Genomic DNA, 22,348 nt, shown 5'->3' with positions numbered 1-22,348 from the left:
ATCGCGGGCGCCATCGAATCAGTGTCCCAGGATATCGGCTTCGAGCACAGCGCGCAGCGCCGGCGTCACCGAGGGTGTGACGCCGAACCAGCGCGCGAAGCCGGGCACGGCCTGGTGCAGCAGCATGCCGAGCCCGTCGACCGGGACGCCGCCGCGGCTCCGGGCCTCGCGCAGCAGTGGGGTCAGCAGCGGCACATAGACGATGTCGTCGACGATGGTGCCGGGGCGCAGGGCTGCGAGATCGAGATCCAGCGAGGGCTGGCCCTGCATGCCAAGCGCGGTGGTGTTGACGATCAGATCGGCCTCTTCGACCAGGCTGTGACGCTGCGCCCAGTCGGCAGCCTCGAGCGGAGCACCGAGCGCCGCCGCCAGTTCGTCGGCGCGGCCGCGGTTGCGATTGACCAGAATGATCCTGCCGACGCCGCGGCCCTTCAGCCCGAACGCGATGCCGCGCGCCGCACCGCCGGCGCCAAGGACGAGGACCGTCGCGGTGGCGCGGTCCCATCCAGGGACGGTGGAATCGAGATGGGCGAGGAAACCCGACACGTCGGTGTTGTCGCCACACAGGCGGTCGCCATCCAGCCACACCGTGTTGACGGCGCCGATCGCGCGCGCGGCATCGGTTGCCTGATCGACAAGAGCCAGTATCGCTTCCTTGTGCGGAACCGTGACATTGCCACCCGCGAATTCGCCTTGGCGCAGGCGTTCGACAAAGCCGGGCAGATCGGCGGGGGCGACATCGACACGCTCATAGCTGCCCGCCAGGCCGCGTTCGGCAAGCCAGGTGCCGTGTATCAAGGGCGAGCGGGAATGCGCGACGGGGTGGCCGAGAACGAAGCAGCGGGGAGCCATGTGTCAATCCGTCGTTGATCGGCGCACGATGCTCAGCGCGCCAGGGCGCCGAGTTCGCGCAGCGCCGCGAGGACCGCAAAGAGCGGCAGGCCCAAAATGGTGAAGTGGTCGCCCTCGACCTCGTCGAAGAGCTGGGCACCCAGGCCTTCGAGCTGGTAGCCGCCGACGCTCGTCAGCGCCGCCACGCCCGCCTCGTCGAGATAGCGCATGATGAAATCCGGCGAGAGTTCGCGCATCGTCAGGCGCGCGACACCCAGACCCTCAAGCAGAGGCGCACCGTCCTGCGCCAGGACGAAGGCGCTTTGCAGTTCATGCGTTCGACCCGCCAGGGCCGCGAGTTGATCGGCGGCAGCGGCAAGATCGGTCGGCTTGTAAAAAGCCTCGCCATCGGAGGTCAGGGTCTGGTCGGCACCGAGCACGAGGCGCCCAGGATGCATCTGCGAGACTGCCATCGCCTTGGCGCAAGCCAGCGCCGCGGCCACGGCGTCGGGCGGAGAGCCTTCCGCCAGCAGCGGTGCCTCGACCGCGCGTTCGTCGATCTGGGGCCTGACGATCTCAACAGGAATGCCGGCCGCGACCAGCATGTCGTGACGCGTCGCGCTGCCTGACGCGAGCAGGAGCGGTTCGCGCGCCAGCCAGAGCAAGGGAGCACCGTTCATGTCGCGATGAACTTCATGCGATGGTCACGCAGCAAATCGAGGATCGAGGCGGCGGTCTCCTCGATCGAACGGCGGGTGACATCGATCACCGGCCAGCCCCTGCGGGCGCACAGGCGGCGCGACTGGGCGACCTCATCGGCGACTGCAGCAGGATCGACATAGGGCGTCTCGTCATCGGCCTTGAGCGACAGCAGCCGGTTCTGACGGATCTGGACGATGCGATCGGGGCTGGCGACGAGGCCGACGATCAAGGGTTTGCGGATATGCTCGAGTTCGGCCGGCAGCGGCACATTCGGCACCAGCGGGATATTGGCGGTCTTGATGCCGCGATTGGCGAGATAGATCGAGGTCGGCGTCTTCGAGGTCCGGCTGATGCCGACGAGGATGATGTCGGCGCTCTCGAGATCTCCGCCGAGCTGTCCGTCATCATGCAGCAGCGTGTAGTTCATCGCGTCGATGCGGCGGAAATATTCGGCGTTCAGCACATGCTGCGCGCCGGGCTTCGGCGCAGAAGCCTGGCCGAGATAGGATTGAAACAGGGACAGGACCGGCTGCAGCACAGACAGGCAAGGGCAGCCCAGATCGCGGCAGAACGTCTCCAGGCGCTGCGACCATTCCGGCTCGACGAGCGTGTAGAGTACGACGCCGGGTGACGCTTCGATCTCGGCCAGCACACGGGCCAGCTGCGCCTCGGACCGCACCAGAGGATAGACATGCTCGATCGCGGACACGGTCTCGTATTGCGCGGCTGCGGCCCGGCTGACGGCGATCAGGGTTTCACCGGTCGCGTCAGAGACCAGATGCAGATGGAAGTAATTGCGGGCCACGGTGGCTCCCGGGTGGATGCGGCGACAGCCACCTCTAGCCCGACCGGTCGCCAAAGCAAAACCGAACGCAGGCGGTACCGGGAGCCTCGGTGGGGCCGGCGGCGTTCCACGGCCCTGGGGAGCGGTGTGGATAAAGCGGCGGTTGCCAGCTCCGATCGGGAGCGTCTGTATAACCTTAACAAATCGTCAACAGGCCCGACCTTGTGGGACCGCGCTTGCGTGTTTCACGTGAATCATTTTCGGCTCTCGCCGCGCGAGCCCGAAATCCGATGCGTTAATAAAACGTTAACGTGTCGCATATCGCGGCGCTGGACGGCTCGATACGAGACCCCACCCTGTGGACCGGTTGTGGACAAAACTGCGGCGGGCTATTTGCCCCCATCCAAGAGTCAAAAAAGAAGATTCTCTCTCTAGAATCATATTTAAGAGAGACATAGGGATGGATAACAGATGAGCATGACGACATTGGCTGAACCTGCCTTTCTGCGTGCGTTGTCGGGCGAAACGCTGCCAACGCCACCGATCTGGATGATGCGCCAAGCCGGTCGCTATCTGCCGGAATACCGCGAGCTTCGCGCCAAGGCCGGTAGTTTCCTCTCCTTGTGCTACAATCCCGAATGGGCCGCCGAAGTCACGCTGCAGCCGATCCGGCGCTTCGGCTTCGATGCCGCGATCCTGTTCTCCGATATCCTCGTCGTGCCACAGGCACTCGGCCAGAAGCTCTGGTTCGTCGAGGGAGAAGGTCCGAGGCTCGAACCCGTCGCCGATTTGACGCGGCTTGCAGAGATCGACGCGGTTGCCGATGCTGCCGTGCTGTCGCCCGTCATTGAGACGGTTCAGCGCGTCCGGGCGGCCCTGCCCAAGGGTACAGCCTTCATTGGCTTCTGCGGTGCTCCCTGGACCGTGGCGACCTATATGGTGGCTGGCCGGGGCACTCCCGATCAGGGCCCTGCAAAGGCGCTATTCACACGCGATCCCGCCCTGTTCCAGCACATGATCGACCGGATCGTCGCCGCCTCGATCGATTATCTTTGCGCGCAGATCGAAGCCGGCGTCGATGCCGTTCAGATCTTCGACAGCTGGGCCGGATCGCTCGGGTCGGACGACTTCGAACGCTGGTGCATCGCGCCGACCAAGCGAATCGTCGAGGGCGTTCGGCTGCGCCGGCCAGATGCCCGAATCATCGGTTTCCCACGCGGCGCGGGCCGTTTGATTCCGAGCTACATCGTCGGCACGGGGGTCGATGCTGTCGGGCTGGAATCCGACATCGATCGGGATTTCGCACGGGACGAGATTCAGTCGCTTGTGCCGGTGCAGGGCAATCTTGATCCGCTGGTGCTGCGCGCCGGCGGGCCCGAACTCGAGCGCGAAGTTGCGGCCGTGCGTGCGGCTTTTGGCGGCGGACCCTTCGTCTTCAATCTAGGACACGGCATTCTGCCCGACACGCCGATCGCCCATGTCGAGCGGCTCCTGGCCGCCGTACGGTCCTGACGCAGGCGCGCCGCCGAGGAGTTCGCTGTCGATGTATGACTGGATCAAGGCCGTCCATGTTCTGGCGGTGATCTCCTGGATGGCCGGGATGCTCTATCTGCCGCGGCTGATGGTCTACCATGTCGACTCAGCCGTCGGATCGATTCAGTCCGAAACCTTCAAGATCATGGAGCGCCGGCTGCTCAAGGGGATCATGAACCCCGCCATGATCGTGACCTGGGTTCTCGGGCTTTACCTCGCCTGGGATGCGTTCGGTTTTCGGGGCGGGTGGCTTCACGGCAAGATTCTGCTCGTCGTCCTGCTTTCCGGGATCCATGGCTATCTGGCCGGACGGGTGCGCGCCTTCGCCGAGGACCGGAACCAGAAATCCGGCCGCTTCTACCGGATCCTTAACGAGGTGCCGGCTGTGCTGCTGGTCGGCATCGTGATTTTGGTCATCGTCAAGCCATTTTGAGCGGTCCGGCGTTTCCCGCTTGAGCGGAACGGTGAATCCGTTTATCAGGAGATCGCGCTTCTCCAGCGTTCTCCCTGTTGTCGATGGTTCGTGAGCCGACTGCCTTCGCAGCCGCTCGTGGCGCGCAACCTTCGCGTCGTCCGTCCGGACCTCTCGATCTTTTCCTTACCGTCCTGGTTTCGGCGCCTGCGCCGCGACATTCATGATCCGGGTGCCCCATGCGGGAAATCAAACTCCAAGACCTCAAGGTCAAATCGCCGACCGAGCTTCTCGCCTTCTCCGAAGGGCTCGAGGTCGAGAACGCCAGCACGATGCGCAAGCAGGAGCTGATGTTTGCGATCCTGAAGCAGCTCGCGGCCAAGGATACCGAGATCCTGGGCGAAGGCGTGGTCGAGGTGCTGCCCGACGGGTTCGGCTTCCTGCGCTCGCCCGATTCGAACTACCTGCCCGGCCCCGACGACATCTATGTCTCGCCAACGCAGATCCGGAAATTCGGCCTGCGCACCGGAGACACGGTCGAAGGGCCGATTCGCGGACCCAAGGATGGCGAACGCTACTTCGCGCTGCTCAAGGTCAGCACGATCAATTTCGAAGACCCCGAGAAGATCAAGCACAAGATCAATTTCGACAATCTGACCCCGCTCTACCCCGATGAACGCCTGCGTCTCGAGGTGCCCGATGCGAACAAGAAGGATTTCTCGGCCCGCGTCATCGATATCGTCGCGCCGATCGGCAAGGGCCAGCGCGCGCTGATCGTCGCGCCGCCACGCACCGGCAAGACGGTACTGCTGCAGAACATCGCGCAATCGATCACCACCAATCACCCGGAATGCTACCTGATCGTCCTGCTGATCGACGAGCGGCCGGAAGAGGTCACCGACATGCAGCGCTCGGTGAAGGGTGAGGTCGTCTCCTCCACCTTCGACGAGCCGGCCACACGCCACGTCCAGGTCGCCGAGATGGTGATCGAAAAGGCCAAGCGCCTGGTCGAACATGGCCGCGACGTCGTGATCCTGCTCGACTCGATCACCCGCCTTGGCCGTGCCTACAACACGGTCGTTCCGTCTTCGGGCAAGGTCCTGACCGGCGGCGTCGATGCCAACGCCCTGCAGCGTCCCAAACGCTTCTTCGGCGCGGCCCGCAACATCGAGGAGGGCGGCTCGCTGACGATCGTCGCCACCGCCCTGATCGACACCGGTTCGCGCATGGACGAGGTGATCTTCGAGGAGTTCAAGGGCACCGGCAACTCCGAGATCATTCTCGACCGCAAGGTCTCGGACAAGCGTATCTTCCCGGCGATCGACATCCTCAAATCCGGCACCCGCAAGGAAGAGCTCATCACGCCGAAGGATGTGCTGGCCAAGACCTATGTGCTGCGCCGCATCCTTAACCCGATGGGTCCGCAGGACGCCATCGAGTTCCTGATGGACAAGCTGCGTCAGACCAAGCAAAACGCGGACTTCTTCGATTCGATGAACACCTGATCGCTCGCGCGACCAGCCGCGTCCGATTCGGCTCCGTGACGGACGGAGGGATGGCTTGCCGATGAGCGCAATGCCCGCGCTCCCCACGATCGTGGCCCTGTCATCGGCGCCAGGCCGAGCCGGTGTCGCGGTCGTCCGCATCTCGGGCTCCCAGGTTCGATTCGCGCTCAAAACGATCGCTGGTGGTGTTCCATCGCCCCGACGGGCGGTGCTGCGCAGGCTGCGCGATCACGCCAACGAGGACATCGATCAGGCCCTGGTCCTCTTTTTCCCGGCACCGGCGAGCTTCACCGGCGAGGATGTGGCCGAATTCCAGATCCATGGCGCGCGTGCCGTGATCGCGCGACTCCTCGAAGTTCTTTGCACCCTTCCCGGTATCCGGCTCGCTGAGCCCGGTGAGTTCACACGGCGCGCCTTCGAGGCGGGCAAGCTCGACCTCGCTGCCGTCGAGGGCCTCGCCGATCTGATCGATTCGGAGACGGAATGGCAGCGGCGCCAGGCGCTGCGCCAGATGGAGGGCGCGCTCGGGCGATCCGTCAGCCAGTGGCGCCGCAGCCTGATTGAAGCCAGTGCGCTTCTGGCAGCCGAGCTCGATTTTTCCGACGAGGGCGATGTATCTGGCCCCGTGCTGGAACAGGCGATGGCGGCGGTCGCAAGCGTCCTGCGCGATCTCCGGATCGCGCTCGGGGGCTTCCGAATGGGTGAACGGGTGCGCGAGGGCTTCGTCGTCGTGCTGGCCGGCCCGCCCAATGCCGGCAAGTCGAGCCTGCTCAACGCTCTGGCACGCCGCGATGTCGCGATCGTCTCGCCGACGGCCGGAACGACGCGAGACGCCATCGAGGTCAGGCTCGACCTTGGCGGCCTGCCGGTCCTCCTGATCGACACCGCTGGATTGCGCGACAGCGACGAGCCCATCGAGGCTGAAGGCGTGCGTCGCGCCCGGGCTCTGGCGGACAAGGCCGATCTCGTCATCAGCCTCCGCGCGGTCGATTCGGAGGCGGACCGAATCCACGAGGATGCGGCCATCCTGGCACTGGCGACCAAGACCGATCTCGGTGGGCTGGTCCGCCCGGGCGAGTTGCCGATCTCGGTTCTGACGGGGGCGGGGATCGAAACGCTGCTCACGACCATCGCGACGCGCCTCGGCGGGGCTGGGACGTCTGAGCCGGCGCTGCTGACGCGTGAGCGGCATCGGGCGGCGGTCACCCAGGCGGTGACGGCATTGGACCGCGCGCTCACGGCATCCCATGGCCAGGTCGAACTGCTGGCCGAGGACCTTCGCCTGGCGGTCGTGGCATTGGAGCGGCTGATGGGCCGCATCGATGTTGAGGATGTGTTGGATCAGCTCTTCGCCGGGTTCTGTATCGGCAAATAGCTGCGGTCGTCGCGATTGGACCCGGATCGGGCCGATAAACATTGACCCCTGGAAATCGCTTCGCTAGCGATCAGCCATGTTTCAGAACCCTGTCGAACGCGCCTACGACGTCATCGTCGTCGGCGGTGGCCATGCCGGCGTCGAAGCAGCGGCCGCTGCCGCTCGTTGTGGCGCACGCACGGCGCTGATCACGCACAAGATCGAGACCATCGGGGTGATGTCCTGTAACCCGGCGATCGGCGGGCTCGGCAAGGGGCACCTCGTTCGCGAGATCGACGCGCTCGATGGCATCATGGCCCGCGCAGCTGATCGGGCTGGCATCCAGTTCCGCATGCTCAACCGCCGCAAGGGCCCGGCTGTGCGGGGCCCACGCGCGCAGGCCGATCGCAAGCTCTATCGTCAGGCCGTTCAGGACCTCCTCGCCGAGCAGGCCGATCTCGCGATCGTTGCCGGCGAGGTCTTCGATCTGACGATCGTGGAAGGGCGCGTCACCGGTGTCCAGCTCGCCGATGGTCGCCGATTCGGCGCCGGAACGGTCGTCCTGACCACAGGAACGTTCCTGCGAGGGCTGATCCATATCGGCGAAACGCGCATTCCGGCCGGTCGGGTCGATGAGGCGCCGTCGCTGGGACTCTCGGCAACGCTGGAGCGGCATGGTTTTCCGCTGGGCCGGCTTAAGACCGGGACGCCACCTCGGCTGGATGGGCGCACGATCGATTGGGCGGCCCTCGAGATGCAGGCCGGAGACGACCCACCGGAGCCTTTCTCGGCGCTGACCGGTGCGATCACCACACCGCAGATCTGCTGCGGCATCACGCGCACGACGCTGGCGACGCATGATCTGATCCGGGCCAATCTGCACCGCGCGCCGATGTTCTCAGGCCAGATCGAGGGACGCGGGCCGCGCTATTGCCCCTCGATCGAGGACAAGGTCGGTCGCTTCGGTGATCGCGACGGCCACCAGATCTTTCTGGAGCCCGAGGGGCTGGACGACGACACGGTCTATCCGAACGGGATCTCGACGTCGCTGCCGGAGGATGTCCAACGCGGCTTGCTCGCCACGATCCCGGGGTTGGAGCGGGCGCGGATGCTGCGGCCGGGCTATGCGATTGAATATGATTTCGTCGATCCCCGCGCGCTGCGCAACACGCTCGAGACGCGCGCGGTAGCCGGCCTGTTCCTCGCCGGGCAGATCAATGGGACCACGGGCTATGAGGAGGCGGCGGCTCAGGGTTTGTTTGCCGGGCTGAACGCGGCGCGCCGTGCCGGTGGCGCGGAGCCGGTCGTGTTCGAGCGCACCGCATCCTATATCGGCGTGATGGTCGACGATCTGGTGACGCGCGGCGTTACGGAGCCGTACCGAATGTTCACCTCGCGCGCGGAATTCCGCCTGTCCCTGCGCGTCGACAATGCCGATGAGCGGTTGACCGCACTGGGCGCACAGCTGGGGCTGGTCGGTTCGGTGAGGCAAGGAGTGTTCGCGGAGCGCAGCTTGGCGATCGAAGCTCTGCGATCCCGGTTGCAGGACCTCTCATTGACGTCACAACAGGCGGAGGCCGTCGGCCTGCAGATCAACCGTGATGGCGTGCGCCGGAGCGCTTATCAGATCTTGTCCTATCCCGATATCGGCTTCGACCGCCTGGCCGCCATCTGGCCGGAGCTCGGCGCGTTTCCTGCGGCGATCTCTTCCCGAGTTGCCGCCGACGCAGTCTATGCGGTGTATCTCGATCGACAATCAGCGGAGATCAGCGCTTATCAGCGCGATCAGGCTCTCAAAGTGCCCGATGATCTCGACCTCGACGGCATCTCGGGATTGTCGAACGAGCTAAAGGCGAAGCTGGCGAACGAGCGACCTGCCGATCTCGCCCAGGCCGGGCGTATCGAGGGCATGACGCCTGCCGCGCTGACCTTGCTGGCGGCTCACGCGCGGCGTGGACGCCGGGGCCGCGCTGCCGAACCGGTGGCCTGATTCGTGACTGTTGATAATTCTGACCGTGCGCGCGCTTTACGCTTGACGCCTGTTTCACGTGAAACAGAGGAACGGCTGGCGCTGCTGGTTTCGGAGCTGACGCGGTGGCAGGCAGCGAAGAATCTGGTGTCGCAATCGACGCTCGCGGATGTCTGGACCCGGCATATCGCTGATTCGCTGCAGATCTTCCAGCTGGCAGCCGATCAGCGCCGCTGGCTCGATCTCGGCTCGGGGGGCGGTTTTCCGGGTCTGGTCATCGGCATCTGTCTGGCGGAAACAGGCGGCCATATCGATCTGGTCGAAAGCAACAGCCGCAAATGCGCCTTCCTGCGTCATGCGGCCCGGCTGACCGACGCGCCGGTGACGGTTCATGCTGCCCGGATCGATGATGTCATCAACGGGTTTGCGGGCCGTGTCGATGTCGTCACCGCGCGCGCGCTGGCGCCCCTCCCCCAGCTGTTGGTCTGGTGCAATGAGCTGTTGAGAACCGGGGCTCTGGGTCTCTTTCCCAAGGGACAACATCTAGATGCGGAATTGACGGACTCATCCAGATATTGGAAGATTCAGGCATCAACGGTTTCCTCCGTGACGGATGGCGCTGCCCGGATCCTGATGGTCCGCGCGGCCGAGAAACGGGCCGATCCATGACAGATCTCACGCCTATTCCCCTGCCGCGCCGCCCGCGCGTGCTGGCGCTCGCGAATCAGAAGGGCGGCGTCGGCAAGACCACGACCGCGATCAACCTCGGCACGGCGCTCGCGGCGATCGGCGAAAAGGTGCTGATCATCGATCTCGATCCGCAGGGTAACGCCTCGACCGGCCTCGGAGTCGATCGCAAGAGCCGCCGGTCCTCGACCTATGACGTGCTGTGCGGGGATATCGGCCTGGGTCAGGCGATGCAGGAAACAGCCGTTCCGGGCTTGTTCCTGGCGCCTTCGACGCTCGATCTGCTCGGTGTCGAGATCGAGATCGCCTCCTCCAAGGACCGGACTCATCGGCTGAAGAACGCCATCGACGAGCTGGTCTATGATCAGCGCTGTTCGGATCTGACCTATGTGCTGATCGATTGCCCGCCCTCGCTCAGCCTGATCACGATCAACGCCATGACGGCATCCGACGCCGTTCTGGTTCCGCTGCAATGCGAATTCTTTGCGCTCGAGGGTTTGAGCCAGCTTCTGAAGACGGTCGAGCAGGTTCGCGCCGGGCTGAACCCGCGCCTGATCATCCAGGGCGTGGTGTTGACCATGTATGACCCGCGCAACAATCTGTCGGGGCAGGTCATGGCCGATGTCCGCGAGTTTCTCGGCGACAAGGTCTATGACACGGTGATTCCGCGCAATGTCCGCATTTCGGAAGCTCCGTCCTATGGCAAGCCGGCGTTGCTCTATGATCTGCGCTGCTCCGGCTCCCAAGCTTATCTGAAGCTGGCGTCCGAAGTGATCCGGCGCGAGCGCGCTCTGCGCGCCGCGGCCTGAACGAATCTGCGTAGAGGGTGACGAGAATGGCGATGGCCGAAGAACAAGGGCGCTCGCGCCTGGGACGGGGTCTGGCCGCGCTGATCGGCGATGTCGGCGAGGAGATCGGTGCGCTGGAGCGTGCCCGCGGACAGCGCCGGGTGCCGGTCGAGTTCCTGCGGCCGAGCGCCCGCAATCCGCGGCGCAGCTTTGTCGAAGTGGATCTCGAGGAACTGACCGCCTCGGTGCGCGAACGCGGCATCCTGCAGCCGATCATCGTGCGAGCGATCGGTGGGATGCTCGATGCCTATGAGATCATCGCCGGCGAACGGCGGTGGCGGGCCGCACAGCGTGCGGGGCTGCACGATGTTCCGGTGCTTCTGGTCGAGGCTGATGATCGCGAAGCGCTTGAAATCGCCATCGTCGAGAACGTGCAGCGCACAGACCTCAATGCGATCGAGGAGGCCGCGGGCTATGAGCGGCTGATCGCGGAGTTCAGCTACACCCAGAATGATCTGGCGCGGGTGATCGGAAAGAGCCGCAGCCATGTCGCCAACACGCTGCGCCTGTCGAAGCTGCCGGAATCCGTCCGCGAGATGGTGAGCAACGGGGCCGTATCGGCAGGACATGCGCGCTCGCTGCTTTCCGTTTCGGATCCGGAATTGATGGCGCGGAAGATTGTCGACGAGGGTCTGAGCGTCCGGGATATCGAGCGGATCGTCCAGGAGGAATCGCGTGGCGAGACCAAGAGCCTTCCCGCCAAGCCGAAGCTTGATAAGGACCCCGATACCCGGGCCGTGGAGAAGGCGCTTGAGGAGGCTCTCGGGCTGTCGGTGTCGATCGTCCATCGTGCCAATGGTGGTGGCGAGATGAAGATCAGCTACAAGACGCTGGAGCAGCTCGATGCGCTCTGCCGGCGCCTCAAGGACTGACGGCGCTACTCGCCGCGGCTACTGGGCCGACCCAGGCGGGCCAGCGTCCAGAGCGCCCTCGCGGCACCGGACTTGCCGATTTCGCCATCGCGACGCGCGGCGAGCGTGGCATTGCCGAGCAAGGCCACGGCGTCGATCAGCTTAGCGGTCGTCCAGTTCGCCAATGCGACCTCCGTCGTGGCGATGCGGGGGTAGGGTAGGCGCATGGCCGCCACCATGTCGCGGGCGCTGCGGCCGGCATCCATGCCCTGTCGGGCCTTGAGCAGGGCCATCGTATGCCGCAGCACCGCGCCCAGCATGACGCCTGCATCGAGGCCTTCGCCGTTGAGCTTGGCGTAAGCGAGATCGAGCGCAGAGAGCTTGCCCGAAAACACAGCGTCGATCAGCATGGCCTGCTCGCGCTGGGCCGTATCGCCGACGACCGCCTCGATATCACTGACGGCCACTGTCGTTTCGGTTCCGACATAAAGCAGAAGCTTCTCGATCTCGCGCCGGGAGGTCTGGCGATCGCCTCCGAGAAGACCTGCAAGATGGTCGCGCGCGGTTCTGTCGATCGATTTACCGGCCGCACGGACCATTTCGTCGATGATGCCGCCGAGGTCGCGGGCCGCGTCTCCGTAGCAGGGCACCGCCAGCGCCGTGCGGGCCCGCTCGCAGGCCGTCCGCAACGGGTTGCTGCGCTGAAGATCGCCCGCTTCAACGATCACGATGGCGTCCTGCGAAGGCGTGGCCAGCAGGGGCTCGACAGCGCCAAGCAGCGGCTTCGACGTGGCGGAAACCCGGATCGAGCGGCGCCCACCGAAAAGCCCGATCGTATTGGCTTCGTCGACCAGCTTCAGCGGGTCCGAGGCGATGTCGTCGCCACTCATGCGGACGAGCTGGAACGCGTCGCTGGGATCATCGACATGGGCCCGGGCCAGCGCGGTGGCCCGTTCCGAGACCAGCCCGGCATCGGGCCCATAGATCAGGACCAGGCGATAGGCCGGGTCGAGCCTGGCCAGAGCGCGGTCGGCCTCATGCGCCTTGATGGCGACCATCGTGCGCGCGGTTCCCTTCAGCCGGCGACGAGGTCGGCGGCCATCTGCCCGCGAATCAGCGTCGCGAGGTTCTTCGCCGCGCGGATCTGCGCGTCGCGAGCGGCGCGAACGGTCGCGAAGCGCTGGGACGAGCGTTCATAGGGTGCCCGCACGACGTTTGTGCCCTTCGAGACGATCGTGCCGGAGCCCGTCTCGGTCAGCGTCCAGGTCGCCGTTGCGATAAGGATCGCCGAATCGGCTCGTCCATTCGCATAATCGACCGTCACGACTTCGATCGATTCGGAGATGTTGGCATTGAACTTCAGCCGTCGGGCGCGATCGGCCTCGGCTCCACCATCGAGTTCGAAGACCAACTCGTTGCGCAGGTAGTGGCCGATCAATCCCTTGATCTCGGGGATTTCGACCTCTTTCAGCGTATCCTTGATGCTGCCGCCGGTGATGCTGCGGGTGTTTTCGGCATAAAGCGGCTGGAGGCAGCCCCCCGCCATCGCCGCGGCCGCGAGTGCCACGGCCAAAGCCATGAGGCGACCTGACCTCGCGGTGCCGCGATTTGCGATCTCAGATGACGACATTCACGATTCTCCCGGGCACGACGATGATCTTGCGGATCTCGCGGCCGTCAAGCGCCCTGGCGACGGTCTCGGAGGCCCTGACCAGTGCTTCGACAGCGATCGTATCCGCATCGGCCGGCACGGTCACCTCCGCGCGTTTCTTGCCGTTGACCTGAACCGGCAGCACGATGCTGTCGTCCTTGAGCAGCGCCGCTTCGGCCAACGGCCAGGCTGCCTCGCCGACGAGGCCGCCCTGCCCGAGCGCCTGCCAGCATTCCTCGGCGAGATGGGGCATCATCGGCGCCACGAGTTGCGTGACGATCACCCCGGCCTCATGCAGCGCGAAGGCCACGTCCTCTGGCAGAGCGGCCTTCTCAGCCGCGGCATCGAGCGCTTTGCCGATGGCGTTGGTCAGCGTGTAGACATGGGCAATGCAGCGGTTGAAGCCGAGCCGCTCGATATCGTTGCCAACGGCATCCAGCGCGCGGTGGCTGGCCTTGCGCAGCGTCTCGGCTGGTTCGGCAAGCTCCGCCGGTCGAGGGGCGACGTTACCCGTGCGCTCGGCGATTTCGCCGACAAGCCGCCAGAGACGCTGGACGAAGCGGGCGGCACCCTGGACGCCCTCATCGGTCCAGATCACGTCGCGATCGGGCGGCGAATCGGACAGCATGAACCAGCGCGCGGTGTCGGCACCGTAGGAGGCGATGATGTCGTCGGGATCGACAACGTTCTTCTTGGACTTCGACATCTTCTCGATCGCGCCGATCTCGATCGGTGCAGCCGTGTCGACATGGAAGCCTTTACGATCGGCCCCGGTGCCCTCGATGCGGACGTCACCGGGCTCGACCCAGTTGCCCTCGCTATCGCGATAGGTCTCGTGGACGACCATGCCCTGCGTGAACATGCCGGCGAAGGGCTCGTCCAACCCGGCATGGCCGGTTGCCCTCATGGCGCGGGTGAAGAAGCGCGAATAGAGCAGGTGCAGGATCGCGTGCTCGACGCCGCCGATATACTGATCGACCGGCAGGAAGCGATCGACGACCTGCCTGTCAGTCGGGCTCTCCGTCCGCCACGGATCGGTGAAGCGGGCGAAATACCAGGACGAGTCGACGAAGGTGTCCATCGTGTCCGTCTCGCGCCGGGCCGGGCCGCCGCATTGCGGACAGGAGACATGCTTCCATGTCGGATGGTGATCGAGCGGGTTGCCGGGCTTGTCGAAGGAGACGTCGTCGGGCAGCTGCACCGGCAGGTCTGCGTCGGGAACGGCCACCGTGCCGCATTCGGCGCAGTGGATCACCGGGATCGGACAGCCCCAGTAGCGCTGGCGCGAGACGCCCCAGTCGCGCAGGCGGAAATTGACCTTCCGGGCACCCACGGGCCGGTTGCCCAGCGTTTCGCTCTCCAGCCGGCGGGCGACTTCTTCTTTCGCTTCCGAAATGGTCATCCCGTCGAGGAAGCGCGAATTGATCATGCGGCCGTCATCGACATAGGCTGTGTCGGTGATGACGAAGCCCGCAGGATCGACGCCTTCGGGCGCGACGACCGGGGTATTACCCAAGCCATACTTGTTGACGAAGTCGAGGTCGCGCTGGTCATGCGCCGGGCAGCCGAAGATCGCGCCGGTACCGTAGTCCATCAGGATGAAATTGGCGACGTAAACCGGCAAAGTCCACGACGGATCAAGTGGATGCGTGACACGCAGGCCGGTGTCGAAGCCCAGCTTCTCGGCCTTGTCGATGTTCTCCTGAGCCGTGCCGGTGCGCTTGCACTCCTCGATGAAGGCCTGCAGGGCTGGGCTCTTCGCAGCCACCATCCTGGCGACGGGATGGTCGGGGGCGATGCCGAGAAACTTGGCGCCGAACAGCGTGTCGGGGCGGGTCGTATAGACCTCGATCTCGTCGGCCTCGACCGCTTTCGATTCGAGAGCGAAACGAACCAGCAGTCCTTCCGAGCGGCCGATCCAGTTCTTCTGCATCAGGCGGACTTTTTCGGGCCAGCGGGTCAAGCCCTCCAGCGCGTCATGCAGCTCCTGGCCGAACGCTGTGATCTTGAAGAACCACTGCGTCAGCTCGCGGATCTCGACCGGGGCGCCGGAGCGCCAGCCCTTGCCGTCGATGACCTGTTCATTGGCGAGCACGGTCTCGTCGACAGGGTCCCAGTTTACCTTGGCGGTCTTGCGATCGACCAGCCCGGCCTTGAGGAAGTCCAGGAACATCTTCTGCTGGTGGCGATAATAGGAGGGGTCGCAGGTCGCGAGTTCGCGGCTCCAGTCCAGCGACAGGCCCATCGACTGCAACTGCGCCCGCATCGACGCGATGTTGGCATAGGTCCATTCGCGCGGATGGACCTTCTTCTGCTTGGCTGCATTCTCGGCGGGCAGGCCGAAAGCGTCCCACCCCATCGGATGGAGCACCGCGAAGCCCTTGGCGCGCTTGTATCGCGCCACCACGTCGCCCATCGCGTAATTGCGGACATGGCCCATATGGATGCGCCCCGAGGGGTAGGGGAACATCTCGAGGACATAGTAGCTCGGGCGCGGGTCGTCATTTCGCGTCTCGAACAGCTTGCGCTCCTCCCAGACGGCACGCCATTTCGGCTCGGATTCTTTGGGATTGTAACGTTCGACGGCCATGGCAGCGGGCTATTCTTGCGTGATCGGACAGAGCCGCGCGAATTTAAGTCTGCGGCTCCGATCCGGGAGTTAGTGCATGATGATGTCCGAAAGCCGGTTCCCAGTTTTCGGACATCATGTTCTAGGACACCATTGGGGCCACGCGGTCAACGCCGCGCCGGCATGAGAAGGGCGTCAGATGAACGATACGGTTACGCGATTGGTCGAGACCCGGGCTGCGATCGACCGCGCGGCGCGCGATTTTGAGCGCGAGCCCGAATCCGTGGCGCTGATCGCGGTGTCGAAGACCATGCCGGCGGAGGTCATCCTGCCCGTGCTCGACGCCGGGCAGCGCATCTTCGGCGAGAATTACGTCCAGGAGGCCAAGGCGAAGTGGCCGGCGCTGAAGGAGCGCTTTCCCGATGCGCAGGTGCATATGATCGGGCCGCTCCAGTCCAACAAGGCCAAGGAGGCGGTCGAGCTGTTCGATGCGATCCATTCGCTCGATCGCGAGAGCCTGGCCAAGGAGCTGGCGCGCGAGATCGGCCGCAGCGGCCGGGCGCCGACCCTGTTCGTGCAGGTCAACACAGGGGACGAGCCGCAGAAGGGCGGCGTCAGCCCGGCTGCGATCGACGCGTTCCTCGAGACTTGCCGGGTGCATCACGGTCTGGTGATCGAGGGGCTGATGTGCATTCCGCCGGCGCAGGATCCGCCCTCTCCGCATTTCGCACTGTTGGCGAAGATCGCGGCACGAAATGGCTTGCGCGGCCTGTCGATGGGCATGAGCGCCGATTACGAGGCGGCCATCCAGCTCGGGGCGACGCATGTGCGCGTGGGCAGCGCGATCTTTGGCGCGCGCGGCTGAAATTCGAGCAGGTCAGGCGGCTTGGGTCAGCACCATTTTGGGCTGCACCATGACCACGCGGTTGCGACCGCCCGATTTCGCCTGGTACAGCGCCGCATCGGCACGGGCGATGACGTCTTCGATATCGCGATCGTAATGGCCTGCCATGGCGGCACCGACGCTGATCGTGATCGAGAGATGGGCCAAATCCTGCGTCACGATCGTATTCTCGACAGCCTCGCGAATGCGGTTTGCCAGCAAGACCGCGCCGGCATCGTCGGTCTCGCGCAGGAGCACGACGAACTCCTCTCCGCCGAAGCGGGCGACCTTGTCCGTCGTGCGAACCTGCCCGGCGATGATCTTGCCGACCGCGCGAATGACCTCGTCGCCGGCGGCGTGGCCAAAGGTGTCGTTGACGCTCTTGAAGTGATCGATATCGAACATCAGCACGCCGACATCGCGCTTGTAACGCTTGAAATAATTCATCGCGTCTTCGGCGAAGGGCAGAAAGGCACGGCGATTGAACAGGCTGGTCAGCGGATCGGTGTCGGCGAGAGCCCGCAGGGTGTGAATATCCGCACCGAGGCGACGGGTTTTCTCGTCGGAGGCGCGTGCCTGTTCCTCGGCTTTGATCTCGAGCTCGCGGAGAACCTCTCTTGCCGTTTGCGCGCCCTTTTCGGCGGTGCCCAGGCGGCGCAGCAGAGAACGCAAGGCGCCGGACAGCTGAAGCAGATCGCGGGAGCCGTGCTGACGCTCGACATTGTCGGATCCGGGTTCGCGACCGATCCGATCGATGGCGGAACATAGTTGCGTCAGCGGACCGGTCACCGTGCCTGCGAGTTTCCAGGCGAGGGCAGAGCCGAGTGCCGCGATCAGCAGTCCGAGAAGCCCAATCTTCATGGCCAGGCTGTTTGCCGGCGCGAGCGCGACATCGACCGGGCGCCGCGAGACGACGATCCAGCCAAGACCCGGATAATCACCCTCGCCCCGTGTCGCAACCAGCGTCGTCAGCATCGGGCGTTCGCCGCGCAAGTCCTGGAACGTCGCCGGTTGGCCAGATTTGGCTCCCTGAAGCCAGGCTGCCGGCACGGGCTCGGCGAGGTTGGGACCCAGCAGAACATTACCGTCCCGACCCAACACCCAGATGTCGGATTCGAGGCGGGCATCGTATTTCCGCAGGACATGCGAGCGGAGCTCGCTGGCCCAGTTCCAGCTCAGATGCGCGCCGAGGACTCCAGCCAGTGCCCCGTTGGCGTCATGGACCGGCATAGCGACATCGACGAAGCGGAAGGGCGCGGCATCGGGGCTAAGCCGCAGGAGGCTGTCGAGCAGCTTGGCGTCGTGTACGTCCTCGACCGTCGCGCCTTTCAATCCGTTTGCGAACCAAGGCCGCTTTGCGACCGAAACCCCCTCCAGCATGCCGCGCGTCGCGGCGCGGACCGTGCCATCGGGACCGGCGAGGCCGAGCCAGGCATAGTCGTCCAGGCTTGTTTTGATCTGGTTGAGGACGCTGCGCGCCTTGGTTGCGTCGCCTGTCCAGATCTCACGAAGCGGTTCCATGCCGGCAATATTCTTGATTTCGCGGTAGCGCTCGAACATGTTCTGGTCGAGGTAGTCGGCCATCGTCTGTGCCATGGCGGCAAGATTGCGATGGGCGTTGACGGTTGCCCGGTCGCGAGCCAAGAGCGCCGCCCCGCCCGTCACGATGCCGACCGTCGCGATGCAAAGCAGACCCGTCAACATCGCGGTTTGGTGCCGGACCGTCAGCCGGTCGGCAAATCGGCGAGCTGCGGTGGTCCAGGCCATGGTCATCTCCGACACGAATTCACCGGAGAGCCTGTGCGATCGTACCGAAGCTTGTCTTAACGTCAGCGCGGAATGACCTGGAATGGTTCAGCGTTTATGACCGCGATTCGGACGATGCCGTATTCCTCCCAGATTGCGCTATCTGACCATTATCCGGCAGTGCCGCGCCAGCCGGGGCAGGACCTTGGCGAAGACGTGGCCTGCGACCGCAACGCAGCCGGCGGTTGGGGTGAAGCCCGGGCGGGCGAGGTGCCAGAAAATCGCGCTGCCGCGGCCGCGAATCACCGGCGCGTCGTTCCAGCCGAGCTCGACGATGACGTCGTAGAGATGGTCGTCGCGGGTCAGGCGTTCCTCTGCCTCGCCCGGCGGGCGGTCGATCAGGCGGTTGTAGCGGCGGTCGGTGGCATCGTCGCACCAGGCGTCGCGCGGCGTGATGGCCCGCACCGGCAGAAGCGTGCGCGGCCGGCCGATGCGATCGGCCCGATACAGCACGCTGCGCAGCGGCAGTGCGGCGCGCGGCGTGCGCCCATCGCCCTCGCGTTTCAACGTGCCGATTCCGCCACGTCCGAGCGCACAGGGAAAGATCGCCCCGCCGGCGATCAGAAAGCCCTTTCGGCGGTCGTGGACGGAGGCGAAGACCCGCACGGACCCAAGCAGGCGCGGGCCCCAAACCTGCCGCCGGGCGGGGCCTGGATCACGGTTTCTCACGGAAAATCCTGTGTGCGTGACTTGCGATCACGATGGTGCCGGCTCATGGTGTGCGCGTCATTTCTCGTTTCGAACGATGTTTCATGCCCGCCGTGCATCATATCCTGCTGGTCGATGACGACCAGACCCTGCGAGACACGCTTGCCGAGCAGCTCGCTCTCTATGAGGAATTCAAGCTCTCGACCGCCGGGACCGCGACCGGCGCAGTGAAGGCCGTCCAGGTCGAGCGCATCGATCTCGCCATCATGGATGTCGGCCTGCCCGACATGGATGGGCGCGAGGCGGTGAAGCTGATGCGCAAGAACGGCTTCAAGAGCCCGGTGATCATGCTGACCGGCCAGGGTTCGGACGCCGACACGGTGCTGGGCCTCGAGGCCGGCGCCAACGACTATGTCGTCAAGCCGTTCAAGTTCGCCGTGCTGCTGGCGCGAATCCGGGCACATCTGCGGCAGTACGAGGCGAGCGAGGACGCCGTCTTCCAGGTCGGGCCCTACACCTTCCACCCCGGCTCGAAGCTGCTGGTCAGCGAGAAGGGCTCGAAGACCAAACTGACCGAGAAGGAAACCGCGATCCTGCGCTTCCTGTACCGGGCCGGCCGCAAGCCGATCGCGCGCGAGGTGCTGCTGCAGGAGGTCTGGGGCTATAACAGCCAGGTCACGACGCATACGCTCGAAACCCATATCTACCGGCTGCGCCAGAAGATCGAGCCCGACCCGGGCAATGCCCGGTTGCTCGTGACCGATGCCGGCGGCTACCGGCTGAACCCTTAAGCCTCGATGGCGCTCGACGATGACATTGCCCTGCTGGCCCGGCAGCCCCTGCTGAGCCTGATGGAGCGCGATGCGCTGAGGCTCGTCGCCTTCGCGGCCGAAAGCCGAATCCTGAGGGCCGGCGATGTACTGTTTCGCATCGGCGAGCCGTCCGACGGCGCGGTTCTGGTGATTTCGGGCACGATCGCCCTCGACAGCCGCGAGGACGGGCAACCCGCGCAGGAGATTGTCGGGGAAGGTGCGCTGATCGGAGAGATGGCGCTGTTTGCCGCCGTGGCGAGGCCAGTGACCGCGATCGCGCGCGAGCCCAGCCAGGTGATGCGGCTGTCGCGCAGCGTCATGCGCCGCGTCCTGGCGGAATCGCCGGCTTCGGCGCAAGCCGTCGCGGCAGCCATCAGCGAGCGGCTGCTTGGCTTCGTGGGCCAATTGAACGCCGTGCAAGAGGCGCTGCTGGCCATCGACAGCCGCTGAAGGCCTGCTCGACGCTGCCGTCAAAGTTCCAGCGTCACCGTTACCGGCACATGGTCCGACGGCCGCGTCCAGCCGCGCGCCTCGCGCAGGAAGGTGACGTCGCGCAGCGTCGGCGTCAGCGCATCCGAGAGCCAGATATGGTCGAGCCGCCGGCCGCGATTGGAGGCTTCCCAATCGGCGGCGCGGTAGCTCCACCAACTGTAGAGCTTCTCGGGCTCGGGCCGCAGCTTCCGCGCGGCATCCGTCCAGCCGAGTTCGGAGCGCAGCCTCTCCAGCGTCGTGGTTTCGATGGGGGTGTGGCTGACGACGTCGAGGAGCTGTTTGTGGCTCCAGACATCGTGCTCGTAAGGCGCGATGTTGAGGTCGCCGAGCAGGATCGCAGGCCGGTCTGTCGGGCGCTGGGCGATGCCCCAGGCGCCGACCGCATCGAGGAAGGCAAGCTTGTGGGCGAATTTCTCGTTCTTCTCCGAATCGGGGATGTCGCCGCCGGCCGGAATATAGAAATTATGGATCGCGATGCCCGCGGCGGCGCCGGCGCCGGGGCCGAGTACGGCGGTCATGTGCCGCGCATCGTTGCGGCCGCACATCGCCATCGCGTCCTTCTCGCTGAACGGCAGCTTCGAGACGATCGCGACGCCGTTATAGCCCTTCTGGCCGATGAACGCCTGATGGACATAGCCGGCCTTCTCAAAGGCCTTGGCCGGAAACTGCTCGTCGGGTGTCTTGGTTTCCTGCAGACAGAGGACATCGGGCGCGTGCGCGGTCAGAAAATCCGTGACCATGCCAATGCGCAGCCTGACCGAGTTGATGTTCCAGCTGGTGACGGTGAGGTGCAAGGGCGCGGTTCCGGCGAAAGGAGAGCCGGAACCTCGTTTGCGGGCGCAGAAAAGGCAAGCCGCCCGATGCAGATTTCAGCGGCAGGCTCAAAGCTTGCGCTGATAGTCGATGATGAAGTTCTTGGCGTCCGGGCGGCGCTGGGTGTCGAGGTTGTAGAGCGAAACGGTCGTCTCGTAGCCCTGCGGATCGGTCACGATCCATTGCCGCAGGACGTTGGCGGCCAGATCGAATTTCAGCGCGATCTTGGAGGTTCCGCCCAGCGTCGAGCGATCCTCCAAGCGTAGCGTGAGGACATCGCCGTCGATGGCCGCGCCGGTGATCGTTCCTTCGCGCGACAGATCCATGCGCTCGCGCACGAGGAACTTCAGCGGGGTTTGGCCGAGGGAATAGATATCCTGCGTCGCCAGCCGCTTGTCGCGCACCGCGACCGATGTGCCGTCCGCGATCACCTCGATCGTGGCAGGGGGCTCGTATTCGAAGCGCATCTTTCCCGGGCGCTGGATATAGATTCGGCCCTCGAGCCGGCGACCATCGGCCGCGTGCTGGATGAAATTACCCTGCAGCGACGAGAAGCTGTTGAGATAGGCGTTCAGCCGTTCGATCGCTTCCTCACGGGTCGCGGGAGCACCTGCCTTGGCACGGACGATGGCCGGTGCGCCACGCGGCGCGTCAGTCGTGACGACAGCTGCCGCTACCGGTTGAGGGGCCGAGGTCTCGACCACACGCGGCAGCCCCAGGCCGGGAGGTCGCATCGGCGGCAGTGGCAAAGGACGGTTCGCTGCAGGTTTCGCTGCGGCCGGTTTCGGCGGCATGATCTGAAGCGGCTGGGCCAGAAGCGCGGACGGCAATGCGACGCAGCCGAGCCATGCCAGCATCGCAGCCTTGGCCCGAAGGGTCGGGATCGACGTCATCAGTTGGCCTTGCTCCTTTTTATCAGGCCCGGTCCGGGCATCGGACCCATCGCCCGGCTCGCGGCCGCTTTGGCTTTGCCTGCCGTCACTAACGCAATGACACGCAGCAGGTTGCAGTGTCCTGATGGCAATTTGAGGACCGGGAGGTGCAACGACAAGGGCGCGCGGTCGCTATTGCGGCCACTTCACTCCTCATCTTCCCTGGCCCTGCCGGTCTCGACGAGGATTTCGCGTTTTCCGGCGTGGTTGGCGGGTCCGACGATGCCTTCGTGCTCCATCCGCTCCATGATCGAGGCGGCGCGGTT

22 protein-coding genes are annotated in these 22,348 nt (G+C 65.0%); 11 read left to right on the top strand and 11 right to left on the bottom strand.

Going from position 1 to position 22,348, the window contains the following annotated elements; translation table 11 throughout:
- Positions 1 to 18: 18 nt before the first annotated feature.
- From IP69_RS12225 to IP69_RS12215, 3 genes are read right to left on the bottom strand one after another with little or no spacing between them, the layout of a single operon-like run.
- On the bottom strand, positions 19 to 852 hold the full coding sequence (locus tag IP69_RS12225) for a shikimate dehydrogenase (RefSeq protein WP_054143103.1): 834 nt from the start codon (positions 850 to 852) through the stop codon (positions 19 to 21).
- 32 nt (positions 853 to 884) lie between these two features.
- On the bottom strand, positions 885 to 1,511 hold the full coding sequence (locus IP69_RS12220; RefSeq protein WP_054143102.1) for a Maf family protein: 627 nt from the start codon (positions 1,509 to 1,511) through the stop codon (positions 885 to 887).
- Positions 1,508 to 2,338 carry a pyruvate, water dikinase regulatory protein gene (locus IP69_RS12215; protein ID WP_054143101.1) on the bottom strand — a complete coding sequence of 277 codons (831 nt, stop codon included), beginning with the start codon at positions 2,336 to 2,338 and terminating at the stop codon, positions 1,508 to 1,510. The genes IP69_RS12220 and IP69_RS12215 overlap by 4 nt, the downstream gene beginning before the upstream one ends.
- A 456-nt stretch (positions 2,339 to 2,794) precedes the next feature.
- Between IP69_RS12215 and hemE the strand changes: the two genes are divergently transcribed.
- The 8 genes from hemE to IP69_RS12175 all read left to right on the top strand — a co-directional run bounded on the left by hemE (position 2,795) and on the right by IP69_RS12175 (position 11,497).
- Positions 2,795 to 3,829, top strand: a complete 1,035-nt coding sequence (hemE, locus tag IP69_RS12210; RefSeq protein ID WP_054143120.1) for a uroporphyrinogen decarboxylase — start codon at positions 2,795 to 2,797, stop codon at positions 3,827 to 3,829.
- A gap of 31 nt (positions 3,830 to 3,860) precedes the next feature.
- Positions 3,861 to 4,283, top strand: coding sequence for a protoporphyrinogen oxidase HemJ (hemJ, locus tag IP69_RS12205; RefSeq protein ID WP_248306813.1), 423 nt, complete (start codon positions 3,861 to 3,863; stop codon positions 4,281 to 4,283).
- Between the two features lie 218 nt (positions 4,284 to 4,501).
- Positions 4,502 to 5,767: a transcription termination factor Rho gene (gene rho, locus IP69_RS12200; protein ID WP_054143100.1), complete on the top strand. Its 1,266-nt coding sequence runs from the start codon at positions 4,502 to 4,504 to the stop codon at positions 5,765 to 5,767.
- Positions 5,768 to 5,837: 70 nt separating this feature from the next.
- Positions 5,838 to 7,142, top strand: a complete 1,305-nt coding sequence (mnmE, locus tag IP69_RS12195) for a tRNA uridine-5-carboxymethylaminomethyl(34) synthesis GTPase MnmE (protein ID WP_054143099.1) — start codon at positions 5,838 to 5,840, stop codon at positions 7,140 to 7,142.
- Between the two features lie 76 nt (positions 7,143 to 7,218).
- Positions 7,219 to 9,111: a tRNA uridine-5-carboxymethylaminomethyl(34) synthesis enzyme MnmG gene (gene mnmG, locus IP69_RS12190; RefSeq protein WP_054143098.1), complete on the top strand. Its 1,893-nt coding sequence runs from the start codon at positions 7,219 to 7,221 to the stop codon at positions 9,109 to 9,111.
- Positions 9,112 to 9,114: 3 nt separating this feature from the next.
- Positions 9,115 to 9,759 (top strand): 16S rRNA (guanine(527)-N(7))-methyltransferase RsmG, encoded by a 645-nt coding sequence (rsmG, locus tag IP69_RS12185; RefSeq protein WP_054143097.1) that lies wholly within the window; start codon positions 9,115 to 9,117, stop codon positions 9,757 to 9,759.
- Positions 9,756 to 10,586 carry a ParA family protein gene (locus tag IP69_RS12180; RefSeq protein ID WP_054143096.1) on the top strand — a complete coding sequence of 277 codons (831 nt, stop codon included), beginning with the start codon at positions 9,756 to 9,758 and terminating at the stop codon, positions 10,584 to 10,586. Before rsmG ends, IP69_RS12180 begins: the two co-directional genes overlap by 4 nt.
- Positions 10,587 to 10,618: 32 nt before the next feature.
- The gene (locus tag IP69_RS12175; RefSeq protein ID WP_054143118.1) at positions 10,619 to 11,497 is read left to right on the top strand and encodes a ParB/RepB/Spo0J family partition protein; all 879 of its coding nucleotides are present in this window, start codon (positions 10,619 to 10,621) and stop codon (positions 11,495 to 11,497) included.
- 5 nt (positions 11,498 to 11,502) lie between these two features.
- Here the strand turns inward: IP69_RS12175 and holA are convergent, their stop codons facing one another.
- The 3 genes from holA to leuS are packed head-to-tail and all read right to left on the bottom strand — an operon-like array spanning position 11,503 to position 15,717.
- Positions 11,503 to 12,534: a DNA polymerase III subunit delta gene (gene holA, locus IP69_RS12170; protein ID WP_054143095.1), complete on the bottom strand. Its 1,032-nt coding sequence runs from the start codon at positions 12,532 to 12,534 to the stop codon at positions 11,503 to 11,505.
- A 17-nt stretch (positions 12,535 to 12,551) separates the two neighbouring features.
- A complete protein-coding gene (gene lptE / locus IP69_RS12165; protein WP_054143094.1) occupies positions 12,552 to 13,055 on the bottom strand; it encodes an LPS assembly lipoprotein LptE in 504 nt (167 codons plus the stop codon).
- 37 nt (positions 13,056 to 13,092) lie between these two features.
- Positions 13,093 to 15,717 carry a leucine--tRNA ligase gene (gene leuS / locus IP69_RS12160; protein WP_054143093.1) on the bottom strand — a complete coding sequence of 875 codons (2,625 nt, stop codon included), beginning with the start codon at positions 15,715 to 15,717 and terminating at the stop codon, positions 13,093 to 13,095.
- A 178-nt stretch (positions 15,718 to 15,895) separates the two neighbouring features.
- Here leuS and IP69_RS12155 point away from each other — a divergent pair, with 178 nt between their 5' ends.
- Positions 15,896 to 16,561, top strand: a complete 666-nt coding sequence (locus IP69_RS12155) for a YggS family pyridoxal phosphate-dependent enzyme (protein WP_054143092.1) — start codon at positions 15,896 to 15,898, stop codon at positions 16,559 to 16,561.
- 12 nt (positions 16,562 to 16,573) lie between these two features.
- Here IP69_RS12155 and IP69_RS12150 read toward each other — a convergent pair whose 3' ends face one another.
- Complete coding sequence (locus IP69_RS12150) at positions 16,574 to 18,346, bottom strand: sensor domain-containing diguanylate cyclase (protein ID WP_054143117.1); 1,773 nt, start codon at positions 18,344 to 18,346, stop codon at positions 16,574 to 16,576.
- A gap of 138 nt (positions 18,347 to 18,484) precedes the next feature.
- The gene (locus IP69_RS12145) at positions 18,485 to 19,054 is read right to left on the bottom strand and encodes a L,D-transpeptidase family protein (RefSeq protein ID WP_248306812.1); all 570 of its coding nucleotides are present in this window, start codon (positions 19,052 to 19,054) and stop codon (positions 18,485 to 18,487) included.
- 83 nt (positions 19,055 to 19,137) lie between these two features.
- Here IP69_RS12145 and IP69_RS12140 point away from each other — a divergent pair, with 83 nt between their 5' ends.
- Both IP69_RS12140 and IP69_RS12135 read left to right on the top strand, forming a co-directional pair.
- A complete protein-coding gene (locus IP69_RS12140) occupies positions 19,138 to 19,824 on the top strand; it encodes a response regulator transcription factor (RefSeq protein WP_054143091.1) in 687 nt (228 codons plus the stop codon).
- 6 nt (positions 19,825 to 19,830) lie between these two features.
- Positions 19,831 to 20,295, top strand: a complete 465-nt coding sequence (locus tag IP69_RS12135; RefSeq protein ID WP_054143090.1) for a cyclic nucleotide-binding domain-containing protein — start codon at positions 19,831 to 19,833, stop codon at positions 20,293 to 20,295.
- 20 nt (positions 20,296 to 20,315) lie between these two features.
- Here the strand turns inward: IP69_RS12135 and xth are convergent, their stop codons facing one another.
- From xth to IP69_RS21425, 3 genes are all read right to left on the bottom strand, one after another.
- A complete protein-coding gene (gene xth, locus IP69_RS12130) occupies positions 20,316 to 21,131 on the bottom strand; it encodes an exodeoxyribonuclease III (RefSeq protein ID WP_054143089.1) in 816 nt (271 codons plus the stop codon).
- 87 nt (positions 21,132 to 21,218) lie between these two features.
- Entirely contained in the window at positions 21,219 to 22,043 is an 825-nt protein-coding gene (locus IP69_RS12125; RefSeq protein WP_082359257.1) for an outer-membrane lipoprotein carrier protein LolA, read from the bottom strand.
- A 185-nt stretch (positions 22,044 to 22,228) separates the two neighbouring features.
- Positions 22,229 to 22,348, bottom strand: a 120-nt coding sequence (locus tag IP69_RS21425; protein WP_156323426.1) for a DNA translocase FtsK, incomplete at its 5' end; no start/stop codon positions are given.

Source organism: Allobosea sp. AAP35 (genome assembly GCF_001295925.1).
Lineage (GTDB): Bacteria > Pseudomonadota > Alphaproteobacteria > Rhizobiales > Beijerinckiaceae > Allobosea.
This window is presented reverse-complemented; position numbering and strand designations above follow the sequence as displayed.